General features: G+C 72.6%; 11 protein-coding genes. 3 read left to right on the top strand and 8 right to left on the bottom strand.

Annotation, left to right across the window (positions count from 1 at the left end):
* The first annotated feature begins 184 nt into the window (after positions 1–184).
* Positions 185–979, top strand: a complete 795-nt coding sequence (locus V5O46_RS01285) for a peptidoglycan recognition protein family protein (protein ID WP_332882469.1) — start codon at positions 185–187, stop codon at positions 977–979.
* Between the two features lie 57 nt (positions 980–1036).
* On the opposite strand, the gene V5O46_RS01280 is transcribed toward V5O46_RS01285, so the two are convergent.
* Positions 1037–1558, bottom strand: a complete 522-nt coding sequence (locus V5O46_RS01280) for a DUF4240 domain-containing protein (RefSeq protein WP_332882743.1) — start codon at positions 1556–1558, stop codon at positions 1037–1039.
* 145 nt (positions 1559–1703) lie between these two features.
* Positions 1704–2747, bottom strand: coding sequence for a helix-turn-helix transcriptional regulator (locus V5O46_RS01275; protein ID WP_332882468.1), 1044 nt, complete (start codon positions 2745–2747; stop codon positions 1704–1706).
* A gap of 111 nt (positions 2748–2858) precedes the next feature.
* Between V5O46_RS01275 and V5O46_RS01270 the strand changes: the two genes are divergently transcribed.
* Positions 2859–4427, top strand: coding sequence for a sodium-dependent transporter (locus V5O46_RS01270; RefSeq protein ID WP_332882467.1), 1569 nt, complete (start codon positions 2859–2861; stop codon positions 4425–4427).
* Positions 4427–4567 (top strand): methionine/alanine import family NSS transporter small subunit, encoded by a 141-nt coding sequence (locus V5O46_RS01265; protein WP_332882466.1) that lies wholly within the window; start codon positions 4427–4429, stop codon positions 4565–4567. The genes V5O46_RS01270 and V5O46_RS01265 overlap by 1 nt, the downstream gene beginning before the upstream one ends.
* A gap of 113 nt (positions 4568–4680) precedes the next feature.
* On the opposite strand, the gene aceE is transcribed toward V5O46_RS01265, so the two are convergent.
* The 6 genes from aceE to V5O46_RS01235 form a co-directional block, all read right to left on the bottom strand.
* On the bottom strand, positions 4681–7383 hold the full coding sequence (aceE, locus tag V5O46_RS01260; protein ID WP_332882465.1) for a pyruvate dehydrogenase (acetyl-transferring), homodimeric type: 2703 nt from the start codon (positions 7381–7383) through the stop codon (positions 4681–4683).
* Between the two features lie 360 nt (positions 7384–7743).
* Positions 7744–8367: a GntR family transcriptional regulator gene (locus tag V5O46_RS01255; RefSeq protein WP_332882464.1), complete on the bottom strand. Its 624-nt coding sequence runs from the start codon at positions 8365–8367 to the stop codon at positions 7744–7746.
* A gap of 219 nt (positions 8368–8586) precedes the next feature.
* Positions 8587–10362, bottom strand: a complete 1776-nt coding sequence (gene sucB / locus V5O46_RS01250; RefSeq protein WP_332882463.1) for a 2-oxoglutarate dehydrogenase, E2 component, dihydrolipoamide succinyltransferase — start codon at positions 10360–10362, stop codon at positions 8587–8589.
* 62 nt (positions 10363–10424) lie between these two features.
* Positions 10425–11813 carry a dihydrolipoyl dehydrogenase gene (gene lpdA, locus V5O46_RS01245; protein ID WP_332882462.1) on the bottom strand — a complete coding sequence of 463 codons (1389 nt, stop codon included), beginning with the start codon at positions 11811–11813 and terminating at the stop codon, positions 10425–10427.
* 286 nt (positions 11814–12099) lie between these two features.
* Entirely contained in the window at positions 12100–13653 is a 1554-nt protein-coding gene (locus V5O46_RS01240) for a leucyl aminopeptidase (protein WP_332882461.1), read from the bottom strand.
* 259 nt (positions 13654–13912) lie between these two features.
* Positions 13913–14695 (bottom strand): adenosylcobinamide-GDP ribazoletransferase, encoded by a 783-nt coding sequence (locus tag V5O46_RS01235; protein ID WP_332882460.1) that lies wholly within the window; start codon positions 14693–14695, stop codon positions 13913–13915.
* Between the last annotated feature and the right edge of the window lie 3 nt (positions 14696–14698).

The following is a 14698-nucleotide window of genomic DNA, read 5'->3' as shown; positions in this document are numbered from 1 at the left end:
GCGAAAGCCGCATGTCGTACGAAGACCTCATACCGGGCGAAGTCCGCGTCTCGTGCGGAGGCCGCGTCTCGTACGACGGCCGCGTGTCGGACGGAGGCCGCGTGCCGTGCGGCGGCTGCCCGTGGCACGCAGGTTGTCCGCCGTGCGGCGGCTGCCCGGGGGGCGCCGGCGCCTCACGGTGCGCATGCCGGAGTCGGCCCTGATGCTGCTCGCCTGTCTGCCCGGCCTCGCCGCCGTCCTGGCGCTGGCGCTGTGCGCGATCTCGGTGGAACGGACCGCCACCGCCCAGGCCCGGGCCGCCGCCCGCAGCCCCGCCCCGCACACCGCTCCCCGGCCGCCCATCGTGCCCCGGGGCTCCTGGCTGGGCGACGCCGCCCGCGACCAGCCGCCCCCGCGCTACGACGACGCGGTCGTCGCCGTGTTCGTGCACCACACCGACACCCCCAACGGCTACGACTGCGCAGACGCGCCCCGCATCATCCGCGACCTGTACACCGGGCAGACCGGCGTCCGCGACTGGGACGACCTCGGCTACAACTTCGTCGTCGACCGCTGCGGCACCATCTACGAGGGCCGCGCCGGCGGCGTCGACCGCGCCGTCACCGGCGCCCACACCCAGGGCTTCAACCACCGCTCCACCGGCATCGCCGCCCTGGGCACCTTCACCGCCGGAAGTCCCGTGCCCCGGGAAGTGACCGACGCGATCGCCGCCCTGGCCGCCTGGAAGCTCGGCGGCTCCGGCACCGACCCGCGCGCGAGCGTCCGCCTGGTCTCCAGCAACGGCCTGAGCCGGTACGCCGCCGGCACCGCCGCCACCCTGCCCGCCGTCGCCGGACACGACGCCGGCTACCAGACCAGCTGCCCGGGGGCCGCCCTCAGCGCCCGCCTGCCGCAGATCAGGGAACGGGCCGCCCTCCTGCAGGACCGTCCCTTCCTCCCGGACGGGCCCTCCCTGCAGGCCCGGACCCGGAACTCCTAGCAGGCCCGGACCCGGAACTCCCGGAGGGAGGGGGGACGGCTCACGGGTCCGGGGCGGTCACTCGCCGCCGAACCGCTCCCACAGCCGCGGAAGCCGCTCGGCCAGCGCCCGGTCGCTCTCCAGGTCGACCGGTGTGCCGAGCGGCTCCGCGGGGGCGGGGGCGATGCCCAGGTCCGGGGCGACGGTGCCGGTGAGCTGCTCGTACGCCTCGTCGGCCGCGTAGCCGAGGTCCTCGCCGTCGCCGTCGAGCTCCTCGTCGAACTCGTCGAGCAACTCGGCGAGCGCGTCGGGCTCGTGCACCGCACCCTCGTAGATCTCCCGGCCCTGGCCGATCAGCCAGCACCGGAAGTAGTCGAACGCGTCGTCGCTCGCACCGTCGAGCAGGATCCAGGCAGCGGCCCACAGGTCCCAGGTGCAGGCGCGGTTGTAGCGGGCCTCGAAATGGCGGGCGAAGTCCAGGACCATGTCCGGGTCCAGCCGGAGCAGCCGCTCCACGAGCAGGTCGGCCTGCTCCTCGGGGTCGCCCTCGGCGGCCTCGCGGGTGGCGTCGATCAGCTCCCAGAACTCCGTCTCGTCCATCACGGGTCCAGCATCGGCCCTGGGAGTGCGCCCCGCACGCGGAATACGGCGGATTCCCCGGGCCGGTCCGGAGCGGGCCACCGGCGGACCACCGCAGGCTCCGCCGCCCACGGCCACCCACTCATGCGCCGTACAGCCCGGCCACTCATGCGCCGTACAGCCCGGCCAGCCGCCGCGCATCCCGCGCGAACCGCTCCCGCAGCCCCGCCGGCGCCACCACCTCCACCTCCGGCCCCAGGCCCGTGAGCTGGGTGTGGGCGACCTCCTCCGACTCCACCGGCAGCGTCACCGTCACCCACCCGTCCGCCTCCGGGGCACCGGCGCCGGCCAGCGCCTCACCGGCCGACAGCGAGCCCACCGCGTGCGGCAGCGCGCGCGCCCCCTGCGGGGACAGCCGCACCACCACCTCGGCCCGCAGGATCGACCGCGCGAACTGCTCGGCACGCTCCGCCCAGAACCCGGGAAGATCGAACCCCTCGTCCCGGGCGAACCGCTCCGTGCCCGCCTCGACGGACGCGAACCGGTCGATCCGGTAGACCCGGAAGGCTCCGCCGCCTCCGTCGCCGGACACGCCCCCACTCCCGTCGCCGCCCCCGTCGCCCCCCTTGTCCGCGCCGGCGCGGACCGCCGCTCGCGCGCACAGGTACCAGACCCCCGCCTTCAGCACCAGCCCGTACGGCTCCAGCTCCCGGCCGACCTCCTGTTCCCCGCGCCGGTAGCGGGCGGTGATCCGCCGGTCGTCCCACACCGCGTCCGCGACGGCCGGAAGCAGCCCCGGTGTCTCCGGCTCCCGGAACCAGTTCGGCGCGTCCAGATGGAACCGCTGCGCGGCCGTGCGGGAGGCGTCCCGGAGGGAGGGCAGCAGTGCCGCCGACACCTTCAGCCGGGCCGCCGAGGCCGCGTCCTCCAGCCCCATCTCGCGCAGCGCCCCCGGCACCCCGGACAGGAACAGCGCCTCGGCCTCACTGCGGGCCAGCCCGGTCAGCCGGGTCCGGTAGCCGCCGATCAGCCGGTACCCGCCGGCCCGGCCCCGGTCCGCGTACACCGGAACACCCGCCTCCGAGAGCGCCTGCGCGTCCCGGATCACGGTCCGCTCCGACACCTCCAGCTCCCGGGCCAGTTCGGCGGCGGTCATCGACGCCCGGGACTGGAGCAGCAGCACCATTCTGATCAGCCGCGCGGCACGCATGACAGCCATTCTGCCGGGTGTCTCACCTGCCTGGCGTACGACCCCTGGGGCATCCCCTGAACCGCTGTTAACGTCGCATCAATCGGGCCGTCCCTGGACGAGGACACGCACATGGCGAATCAGCCCCGCGAACAGTGGGCCACACGCACAGGATTCCTCCTGGCGGCGATCGGCTCCGCCATCGGTCTCGGCAACATCTGGCGCTTTCCCGCCGTCGCCTACGACAACGGTGGCGGCGCCTTCCTCTTCCCCTATCTCATCGCCCTGCTCACGGCGGGAATCCCGCTGCTGATCATGGAGTACGCGATCGGGCGCAGACACCGGACCTCGCCGCCCGCGGCGTACCGGCAGATGGCGCGCCCGGCGGAGGCGATCGGCTGGTGGCAGGTGGCGATCTCGTTCGTGATCGCCACCTACTACGCGGTGATCATCGCCTGGGCCGTCCGCTACGTCGGCTTCTCCGCCGACCGCGCCTGGGGAGACGATCCGGAGGGCTTCCTCTTCGGCAGCTTCCTCCAGACCTCCGAGGAGCCCGGGTTCGTCTCCGGCTATGTCACCGGGGTGCTGTGGCCGCTCATCGCGGTCTGGGTCGTCGTGCTGGTCATCCTGGCGTTCGGGGTCCGGCGCGGCATCGAGAAGGCCAACAAGATCTTCATCCCGCTGCTGGTGGTGTTCTTCGTGGTCCTGGTGATCCGGGCCCTCACCCTGGACGGCGCGGCCGAGGGTCTGGACGGCTTCTTCCGGCCGGACTGGTCCCAGCTCGGCGAAGGCAGCGTGTGGGTGGCCGCCTACGGCCAGATCTTCTTCTCGCTGTCGATCGGCTTCGGCATCATGATCACCTACGCGTCGTATCTGCGCCGCCGCGCGGATCTCACCGGCTCCGCGCTGGTCGCCGGGTTCTCCAACAGCTCGTTCGAGATCCTCGCCGGCATCGGAGTGTTCGCCACGCTGGGCTTCATGGCGCAGAACGCGGGTGTGCCGGTCGACGAGGTGGCGAGCGCGGGGCTCGGACTGGCCTTCGTCGCCTTCCCGACGATCATCTCCGAGATGTGGCTCGGCGAGGTGTTCGGCGTGCTCTTCTTCGTGTCGCTGGTGATCGCGGGGCTGTCCTCGCTGATCTCCATCGTCCAGGTGGTGGTCTCCGCCGTGCAGGACCGCACCGGCATGGCGCGCATCCCGGCCGTCCTCGGGGTCGGCGGCGCCGTCGCGGTGGTCTCGATCCTGCTGTTCCCCACCAACGAGGGCGTCTATCTGCTCGACGTCTCCGACCACTTCATCAACCAGTACGGCATCGCGCTGGCCGCGCTGGTCTCGGTGGTCGCGGTGGCCTGGTTCATGCGCAAGCTCCCCGAGCTGCAGCGCGACGCCGACGCCACCTCCGCGGTCCGGCTGGGCCACTGGTGGCGGCTCTGCCTCGGCCTGATCACCCCGGTGGTGCTGGGCTGGATGATGGTCGACAGCCTGCGCGCCGAGTTCGACGAGAACTACGAGGGCTACTCCACCGACTTCCTGCTCTCGGCGGGCTGGAGCGTGGCGATCGCCGCGCTGGTGGTCGGCGTACTTCTCTCGCTCATCCCGTGGAAGTCGCCCCCCACCCCGCCGCCCAGTCTGGACAAGGCGGCCGCCGGGGGGAGCGGGGCCCACCGGAGGAACGACCGGCACGGAGAGGAGGACCGCTGATGTCCGGCGGCGCCATCGTCATGATGCTCATTGCGATCCTCGTGGTGTGGGGCGGGCTGGCGCTGGCCATCCTCCAGCTCCGCCGCCACCCCGACCCGGGGCCGACCCCCGAGGACGAGGAGACCCCTCCCGCGCCGTAGCGCCCGCGTCCCGCGGAGCGGCATCGCGCCGGAAGGCCGTCGGCCCCCGTCCCGGCCCGCACGTGCGGGCGAGGAGTACGGGGGCCGACGGCCTTCTCCGTTGCCGGGCGGGCCTACAGGCCGTAGCGCTCGCGCGCCTCCTTCACGGCCGTCGCCTTGACCTCGCCGCGCCGGGCCAGCTGGGCCAGCGCCGCGACCACGACCGACTCGGCGTCCACGCCGAAGTGGCGGCGGGCGCCCTCACGGGTGTCCGACAGACCGAAGCCGTCGGCGCCCAGCGAGGCCCAGTCCTGCTCCACCCACTGCGCGATCTGGTCCGGGACCTGGCGCATGTAGTCGGAGACCGCCAGCACCGGGCCCTCGGCGCCCTGCAGCGCCTGACGGACGTAGGGCACCCGCTCCTCGCCGCGCAGCAGCGCCGCGTCGGCCTCCATGGCGTCCCGGCGCAGCTCGGTCCAGGAGGTCGCGGACCACACGTCGGCGGCCACGCCCCACTCCTCGACGAGCAGCGCCTGCGCCTTCAGCGCCCAGTGGATCGCCGTACCGGAGCCCATCAGCTGGATCCGCGGGGCGTTGGCGGCCGGGGTCAGGCCGGCGGACTCCGCGGTGTTGAAGCGGTACAGGCCCTTGACGATGCCCTCGTCGATGCCGAGGCCGGCCGGCTTGGCGGGCTGCGGCAGCGGCTCGTTGTAGACCGTCAGGTAGTAGAAGACGTCCTGGTCCTCGCCCGGCCTCGGCTCGCCGTACATCCGGCGCAGACCCTCGCGGACGATGACCGCGATCTCGTAGGCGAACGCCGGGTCGTACGTCAGCGACGCCGGGTTGGTCGCGGCGATCACCGGGGTGTGGCCGTCGGCGTGCTGCAGGCCCTCGCCGGTCAGCGTGGTGCGGCCGGCCGTCGCGCCGATCAGGAAGCCGCGGCCGAGCTGGTCGCCGAGCTGCCACATCTGGTCGGCGGTGCGCTGCCAGCCGAACATCGAGTAGAAGATGTAGAAGGGGATCATCGTCTCGCCGTGCGTCGCGTACGACGTCGAGGCGGCGATGAAGTCGGCCATCGATCCGGCCTCGGTGATCCCCTCGTTGAGGATCTGACCGTTCCGGGCCTCCTTGTAGTACATCAGCTGGTCGCGGTCGACCGGCTCGTACGTCTGGCCCTTGGGCGAGTAGATGCCCAGCGACGGGAAGAGGCTCTCCATGCCGAAGGTGCGGGCCTCGTCGGGGACGATCGGCACCCAGCGCTTCCCGGTCTCCTTGTCCCGGACCAGGTCCTTGACCAGGCGGACGAACGCCATGGTGGTGGCCACGTTCTGGGAGCCGGAGCCCTTGTCGAAGGCCGTGAACGGCTTCTCGGCGGGTGCGGGCAGCGGTGCCACCGGGTGGACCCGGCGGGCCGGGGCCGGACCGCCGAGGGCGGCACGGCGCTCCTGGAGGTAGCGGACCTCGGGGGAGTCGGCGCCCGGGTGGCCGTAGGGGACCACACCGTCGACGAACTCGCTGTCCTTGATCGGCAGGCCGAGCAGCTCGCGCATGCCCTTGAACTCGTCCACCGTCAGCTTCTTCATCTGGTGGTTGGCGTTCTTGGACGCGAAGCCCTCACCGAGGGTGTGGCCCTTGACCGTCTGGGCCAGGATCACGGTCGGCGCGCCCTTGTGGGCGAGCGCGGCCCGGTAGGCGGCGTACACCTTGCGGACCTCGTGACCGCCGCGCGAGGTGTGGAAGCACTCGAGGATCTTGTCGTCGCTCAGCAGCTTGGCCATCTCCGCCAGCGCCGGGTCGGCGCCGAAGAAGTCCTGGCGGATGTAGGCGGCGTCGCGGGTCTGGTAGGTCTGGATCTGGGCGTCCGGTACCTCGCGCAGCCGGCGTACCAGCGCGCCGGTGGTGTCGAGCTGGAACAGCTCGTCCCAGGCGGTGCCCCACAGCGTCTTGACCACGTTCCAGCCGGCGCCCCGGAACTGGGCCTCCAGCTCCTGCACGATCTTGAAGTTCGCGCGGACCGGGCCGTCCAGGCGCTGCAGGTTGCAGTTGATGACGAAGGTGAGGTTGTCCAGCTCCTCGCGGGCGGCGAGCGCGAGGGCCGCCGTCGACTCGGGCTCGTCCATCTCGCCGTCGCCGAGGAACGCCCACACGTGGGAGGCGGAGGTGTCCTTGATACCGCGGTTGGTCAGGTAGCGGTTGAAGCGCGCCTGGTAGATCGCGGAGAGCGGGCCGAGGCCCATGGAGACGGTGGGGAACTCCCACAGCCAGGGCAGCCGGCGCGGGTGCGGGTAGGACGGCAGGCCGTTGCCGCCGGACTCGCGGCGGAAGTGGTCCAGGTGGGACTCGTTCAGCCGGCCGTCGAGGAAGGCGCGGGCGTAGATGCCGGGGGAGGCGTGGCCCTGGATGTACAGCTGGTCGCCGGAGCCGTCGCCCTCCTTGCCGCGGAAGAAGTGGTTGAAGCCGGTCTCGTAGAGCCAGGCCGCGGAGGCGAAGGTGGCGATGTGACCGCCGACGCCGTACTTGCTGCTGCGAGTCACCATGGCCGCCGCGTTCCAGCGGTTCCAGGCGGCGATCCGCTGCTCCATCTCCAGGTCGCCGTCCACGGCCGGCTCGGCGGAGGTGGGGATGGTGTTGACGTAGTCCGTCTCGAGGAGCTTCGGCAGGGCGACGCCGGTGCCCTCGGCACGCTCCAGAGTGCGGCGCATCAGGTACGCCGCACGATGCGGCCCGGCCGCCCTGGCGACGGCGTCCAGGGAGGCCTGCCATTCGGCGGTCTCCTCCGGGTCGCGGTCCGGGAGCTGGTCGAGCTCGCTCGGCTGGATGGCGTTGGGGTCGGTCATGTCGCCGCCTTCCTCAGTCGAAGGGGGTTCCCTCATCGGTAAGGGTTCGGGGGTGCCCTTGGTCTTTGGCAGGACAGGGCGTGGGCCTCTGGTCGAAGCCCGTCGGTGACTGTAACTCCCTGATCGATGATCGATCAAAGCCTTGACCTGGAAAACCTCTTGATCGCGAGAAAGTAGGCACGGAGTGCCGCTGGCGATGGCACGGGGTGACTGTCCGATCGGGAGGTTTGCGCAGGTGAGAGGCGGTGTGCGCAGGAGAGCCCGGGCGGCTCGGCGGAGTGGCGGATGCCGGTGGTCCGTGGCTCGTCCGTGCGGTTCCCCGCGCCCCTGACCGTAGCGCGGGCGCGGGACGAATCACCGTCAGGCGCGCGGCGCGCAGCCGAGGACGTGTGCCTTGACCAGCTCGGCGATCCGCGGGTCGCGGCGCCGGAACGCCGCCACCAGCTCCTCGTGCTCCTCGGCGTACGACTGCTGCACCGTGCCCAGCCACCGGATGGACAACGCCGTGAACACCTCGATGCCCAGGCCCTCCCAGGTGTGCAGCAGCACCGAGTTGCCGGCCGCCCGCACCAGCTCCCGGTGGAACGCCACGGTGTGCCGCACCTGGGCCGTCCCGTCCGCCTTCCGGTCCGCCTCGTACAGCGCGGCGACATGCGGCTCGAGGGCCGAGCAGTCCGCGGCCAGCCGCTCGGCCGCCAGCTCCGCCGCGATGGCCTCCAGACCGGCCCGGACCGGGTAGCTCTCCTCGAGGTCGGCGGCGGTCAGATTGCGTACCCGGACGCCCTTGTTCGGCGCCGACTCGATCAGCCGCAGCGACTCCAGCTCGCGCAGCGCCTCCCGTACCGGTGTCTGGCTGACCTCCAGCTCGGTGGCGATCCGCCGCTCCACGATCCGCTCGCCCGGCTGCCAGCGCCCGCTGATGATCCCCTCCAGGATGTGCTCGCGGATCTGCTCGCGCAGCGAGTGGATGACGGGCGCGGTCATGAGGGCTCCTTCGCGGGGGGCCGCGTTCGGCCCCTGGGGCGTTGACGTTTAGACAATACGGCCGCGAGCCCTCGGCTCAAGGGGGCATACGGGCGCTTTCGCGCAGGTGAGACGAGGCTTACACGACCAGGCTCGCACACCGACGGTCGGGTGCACACGACGGCGCCCCCGCCCGGATGCTTCCGGTCGGGGGCGCCGCGGTACGACGGGGGACGAGGCTCAGAGGCCGAGCTCGACCTCGAACTCGCCCGCCTCCAGGACCGCCTTGACGGCCGTCAGGTAGCGGGCCGCGTCGGCGCCGTCCACCAGACGGTGGTCGTAGGACAGGGTCAGGTACGTCATGTCGCGGACGCCGATGACCGTGCCCTCCTCCGTCTCGATGACGGCCGGGCGCTTCACGGTGGCGCCGATGCCCAGGATCGCCACCTGACCCGGCGGCACGATGATCGTGTCGAACAGCGCGCCGCGCGAACCGGTGTTGCTGATGGTGAAGGTCGCGCCGGACAGCTCGTCCGGAGTGATCTTGTTGGCGCGGACCTTGCCCGCCAGGTCGGCCGTGGCCTTGGCGATGCCCGCCAGGTTGAGATCGCCGGCGTTCTTGATGACCGGGGTCATCAGGCCCTTCTCGGAGTCCACCGCGATACCGATGCTCTCGGTGTCGAAGTAGGTGATGGTGCCCTCGGACTCGTTGATCTTGGCGTTGACGGCCGGGTGGGCCTTCAGTGCCTGCGCCGCCGCCTTGACGAAGAACGGCATCGGGGAGAGCTTGACGCCCTCGCGCGCCGCGAAGGAGTCCTTGGCCCGGCCGCGCAGCTTCATCAGGCGGGTGACGTCCACCTCGACGACCGACGACAGCTGGGCCTGCTCGTGCAGCGCCTTGACCATGTTGTCGCCGATGACCTTGCGGATGCGGGGCATCTTGACGGTCTGGCCGCGCAGCGGGGAGGCCTCCAGGACGGGGGCCTTCTTCGCGGCGGGCGCGGCCGGGGCGGCGGCAGCGGCCGGGGCCGGGGCGGCCTTCGCGGCCTCGGCGGCGGCGATGACGTCCTGCTTGCGGATCCGGCCGCCGACGCCGGTGCCCTGGACGGTGGACAGGTCGACGCCGTTCTCGGCGGCGAGCTTGCGCACCAGCGGGGTGACGTAGGCACCCTCGTCGACCGGCTTGGCGGCGGCCGGGGCGGCCGGGGCCTGGGCCGGGGCGGGTGCCGGAGCCGGGGCGGCCGGTGCGGGCGCCGGTGCGGCCTGCGGCGGGACCGGGGCCGTCGGCGCCTGCGGGGCCGGGGCCTGCTGGGCCGGTGCGGCCTGCGGCGCCGGGGCCTGGGTGGGCTCGGGCTCGGCCGGAGCCGCGGGGGCGGCCGGGGCCGGAGCGGCACCGGCCTCGCCGATGACCGCGAGCTTGGCGCCGACCTCGGCGGTCTCGTCCTCGCCGACCACGATCTCCAGCAGCGTGCCGGAGGCCGGGGCCGGGATCTCGGTGTCGACCTTGTCGGTGGAGACCTCGAGCAGCGGCTCGTCGGCCTCGACGCTGTCACCGACCGACTTCAGCCATCGGGTGACGGTGCCCTCGGTGACGGACTCGCCGAGCGCGGGCAGCACCACGTCCGTGCCCTCGGCGGCACCGGAGGGCGCCGCGGCGGAGGCGGCGGCCGGGGCCTCGGGGGCCGGGGCGGCCGGAGCCTCGGCGGCGGGCGCCTGGGCGGGCTCGGCGGCCTGGGCGGGCTCGGCGGCCGGGGCGGGGGCCTCGGCGGGGGCGCCGGAGCCGTCGTCGATCAGCGCCAGTTCGGCGCCGACCTCGACGGTCTCGTCCTCGGCGACCTTGATGGAGGACAGCGTGCCGGAGGCGGGGGCCGGGATCTCGGTGTCGACCTTGTCGGTGGACACCTCGAGCAGCGGCTCGTCGGCCTCGACGCGCTCGCCCTCGGCCTTCAGCCAGCGGGTGACAGTGCCCTCGGTGACGCTCTCGCCGAGCGCCGGAAGGGTTACGGAAACCGCCATGGTTTCGGTTGCTCCTAACGAATTACGGAAGTCTGTGTCGTCGCGCCCGGTGACTGAAGGCGTCAGTCGTGGGAGTGGAGGGGCTTGCCCGCGAGCGCCAGGTGGGCCTCGCCGAGCGCCTCGTTCTGCGTCGGGTGGGCGTGGACGAGCTGGGCGACCTCGGCCGGCAGCGCCTCCCAGTTGTAGATCAGCTGGGCCTCGCCGACCTGCTCGCCCATGCGGTCGCCGACCATGTGGACGCCGACCACGGCACCGTCCTTGACCTGGACGAGCTTGATCTCGCCCGCGGTCTTGAGGATCTTGCTCTTGCCGTTGCCCGCCAGGTTGTACTTCAGAGCGACGACCTTGTCCGCACCGTAGATCTCCTTGGCCTTGGCCTCGGTGATGCCGACGGAGGCGACCTCCGGGTGGCAGTACGTCACCCGCGGCACGCCGTCGTAGTCGACCGGCACCGGCTTCAGACCGGCCAGCCGCTCCGCCACCAGGATGCCCTCGGCGAAGCCGACGTGCGCGAGCTGGAGCGTGGGCACCAGGTCGCCGACCGCGGAGACGGTCGGGACGTTGGTGCGCATGTACTCGTCGACGAGGACGTAGCCGCGGTCCATGGCGACCCCGGCCTCCTCGTAGCCCAGGCCCTGCGAGACCGGGCCGCGGCCGACGGCGACGAGGAGGACCTCGGCCTCGAACTCCTTGCCGTCGGCGAGGGTGACCTTGACCCCGTCCTGGGTGTACTCGGCCTTCTCGAAGAAGGTGCCCAGGTTGAACTTGATGCCCCGCTTGCGGAACGCGCGCTCCAGCAGCTTGGAGCTGTTCTCGTCCTCGACCGGGACGAGGTGCTTCAGGCCCTCGATGACCGTGACGTCCGAGCCGAAGGACTTCCATGCGGAGGCGAACTCGACGCCGATGACACCGCCGCCCAGCACGATCGCGGACTTCGGCACGCGGTCCAGGACGAGGGCGTGGTCCGAGGAGATGATGCGGTTGCCGTCGATCTCCAGGCCCGGCAGCGACTTCGGCACGGAACCGGTCGCCAGCAGGATGTGGCGGCCCTGGATCCGCTGACCGTTCACATCGACGGAGGTCGGGGAGGACAGACGGCCCTCACCCTCGATGTAGGTCACCTTGCGGGACGCGACCAGACCCTGCAGGCCCTTGTACAGGCCCGAGATCACGTCGTCCTTGTACTTGTGGACGGCGGCCACGTCGATGCCCTCGAACGTGGCCCTGACGCCGAACTGCTCGCTCTCGCGGGCCTGGTCGGCGATCTCGCCCGCATGCAGCAGGGCCTTGGTGGGGATGCATCCCCGGTGCAGGCAGGTACCGCCGACCTTGTCCTTCTCGATCAGGGCGACGTCCAGGCCCAGCTGCGCTCCGCGCAGGGCAGCGGCGTAGCCGCCGCTGCCACCGCCGAGGATCACTAGGTCGAAAACGGTGCTGGCGTCGTTCGCCACGTCACGTCCTCCATGCATGTGCGCCGTACGCCGGTCGTCGACGACCGGCAGGCGGCTGGTGTCCGGCCGCTCGTTCTTCGGCCCTCAGGTGGGGGCCCTGTCCTGCCGGGCTCCATCTTTGCACTTGTCGTCGCCGATCGAGACGCCGGGCCGGTGTGTGAGACGTCCCACGTTCCCCCGGAGGCAGCGGCCGGGCGGCGCCGCAGGGGCGCGGAGAACTGCGCGATCAGCACAGACCGCACGCAGTCGCCCGCGCTCCCGCCGCCCCCGGGCTCTCGGGCGAACCTCAGCCGAGATCGCCGTCGGCAGTCAGCTCGGCCAGCCGCACCAGCGTCCGCACCGCGGACCCCGTCCCGCCCTTCGGCGTGTACCCGAACGGCCCGCCCTCGTTGAACGCCGGACCGGCGATGTCCAGGTGCGCCCAGGTGATTCCCTCGCCGACGAACTCGCGCAGGAAGAGCCCGGCGACCAGTCCGCCGCCCATCCGGTCGCCCATGTTCGCGATGTCCGCGGTGGCCGAGTCCATGCCCTTGCGCAGATGCTCCGGCAGCGGCATCGGCCAGGCCGGTTCGCCGACCTCCTCCGCCGCCTCGTGCACCGCGGTGCGGAACGCGTCGTCGTTGGCCATGACGCCGAACGTCCGGTTGCCCAGTGCCAGCATCATCGCGCCGGTCAGGGTCGCCACGTCGACGATCGCGTCCGGCTTCTCCTGCGAGGCGGCCCACAGCGCGTCGGCCAGCACCAGCCGGCCCTCGGCGTCGGTGTTGAGCACCTCCACCGTCCTGCCGCTGTACATGCGCAGCACATCGCCCGGGCGGGTCGCGGAACCGGAGGGCATGTTCTCGGCCAGCGCCAGCCAGCCGGTCACCTTGACCTCCAGGCCCAGCCGCGCGGCGGCGACCACCGCGGCGAACACGGCGGCGGCGCCGCTCATGTCGCACTTCATCGTCTCGTTGTGCCCGGCCGGCTTCAGCGAGATGCCGCCCGAGTCGTAGGTGATGCCCTTGCCCACGAAGGCGAGGTGCTTCTTCGCCTTGGGAGAGGTGTACGACAGCTTCACCAGCCGCGGGGCCGACGCCGAGCCGGAGCCGACGCCGAGGATGCCGCCGTAGCCACCCTTGGCCAGGGCCTTCTCGTCGAGCACCTGCACCTTGATGCCGTGCTCCTTGGCCGCGGCCTGTGCGACGGCGGCGAACGCCTCGGGGTTGAGGTCGTTCGGCGGGGTGTTGACCAGGTCGCGGGCGCGGTTCAGCTCCTCGGCGACGGCGGCGGCCCGCTCGATCGCCGCCTTGTAGGCCTTGTCGCGGGGCTTGCCGCCCAGCAGTGCGGCCTCGGCCAGCGGAGCCTTGCCCTTGCCCTTGCCCTTGTCCTTGCCGCCGGCGTTCCTGCCGTCGTCCTTGTACGCGTCGAAGGAGTACGCACCGAGCAGCACGCCCTCGCCCACGGCACCGGCGTCCGCGGCGTCGGCGAGGGGCAGGGCGAAGGCGGCCTTCTTGGAGCCGGTGAGCGCGCGGGCGGCGACCCCCGCGGCTCTGCGCAGCGCCTCGCCGTCGTACCCGGCGTCCTTCCCGGGCTCGGCGCCCAGGCCCACCGCCACCACGAGCGGCGCCTTGAAGCCGGCCGGGGCGGGCAGCTTCGTCACCTCGCCCTCGCCGCCGGAGGCCCCGAGGGTCTCCAGGACACCGGCCAGCTTGCCGTCGTACGCCGAGTCCACGGCCTCGGCGCCGGGGGCGACGACCAGCCCTCCGGTCCTGGACGCGGAGCTCTTGGCGACACCGATCACGATGGCGTCGGCCCGCAGGCCGGACGCCGCGGCGGCGGAGAGAGTGAGAGCAGTCACGGTGGTGAAATCTCGCTTCCGTATAAGTCTGTCGTGGCCGAATGCGGGTGGGTCGACCGGGCCCGACGACCGACCCTAGATCCTGTCGCCGACGGCAGGATCGGAGCCCTCCTGCGATGCGGTCCTCACCTGGCCAGGCAAACACCCGGCACGAGCCTACGCTCGCCCCCGCGTTCGCTCACTCAGGAGGCCGTTCACCTCACGGTGGCGTCATGGTCATCTCCCGCCCGGACTGCCGCCGCGCACCCCTCGCGGAACCTCAGCCGAGGGCCAGTACCACCAGCGCCGCAGTGGCCGCCGTCTCCGCGAGTCCGCCGAACACATCGCCGGTGACCCCGCCGAAGCGGCGTACACAGCGGCGCAGCAGCAGCTCGGCGACGGCCAGGGCGATCAGCACCGCCAGCGCCGTACGGACCATGGCGTACGGCCCGAAGGCCGCGCCCGCCGCGGCGGAGCCCACCGTCACGGCCACCGCGACCGCCACCGCCCCGCCCGCCGGGACCACCCCGGCGACCGCCGCGCCCAGCCCCTCCGGTCGCGCCGCCGGCACCCGGGCGCGGGCGGCGAGGGTCAGGGCGAGGCGGGCGGCGGTCGCCGAGACGACGGCGGCGAGCGCGCCCTGCGCCCAGGAGCCGTCGTAGACCTCGGTGAGCGCGGCGACCTGGGCGAGCAGCACCAGCACCAGCGTGAGCACACCGAACGGGCCGATGTCCGACTGCTTCATGATCCGCAGCGCGTCCTCGGCGGGCCTGCCGCTGCCGAGCCCGTCCGCGGTGTCGGCCAGCCCGTCCAGATGCAGTCCCCGGGTCAGCACCGCCGGTACAGCGGCCGTGCCGACCGCGGCGAGCAGCGGACCGGCGCCCAGGGACAGCAGTACCAGCCCGGCCACCGCGGCGGCGGCTCCGACCACCAGCCCGGCCACCGGGGCGCACAGCATGCCGCCGCGCGCGGCCGGCCGGTCCCAGCGGGTCACCCGGACCGGGAGCACGGTCAGCGTGCCGAAGGCGAAGCGGAGGCCGTCCGCGGCGGGGGTCCTGAACATCGG

The organism is Streptomyces poriticola (assembly GCF_036689765.1).
GTDB classification, from domain to species: Bacteria; Actinomycetota; Actinomycetes; order Streptomycetales; family Streptomycetaceae; genus Streptomyces; species Streptomyces poriticola.
Note: the sequence above shows the minus strand (reverse complement) of the source record. Positions and strands in the feature narration are given on the sequence as shown.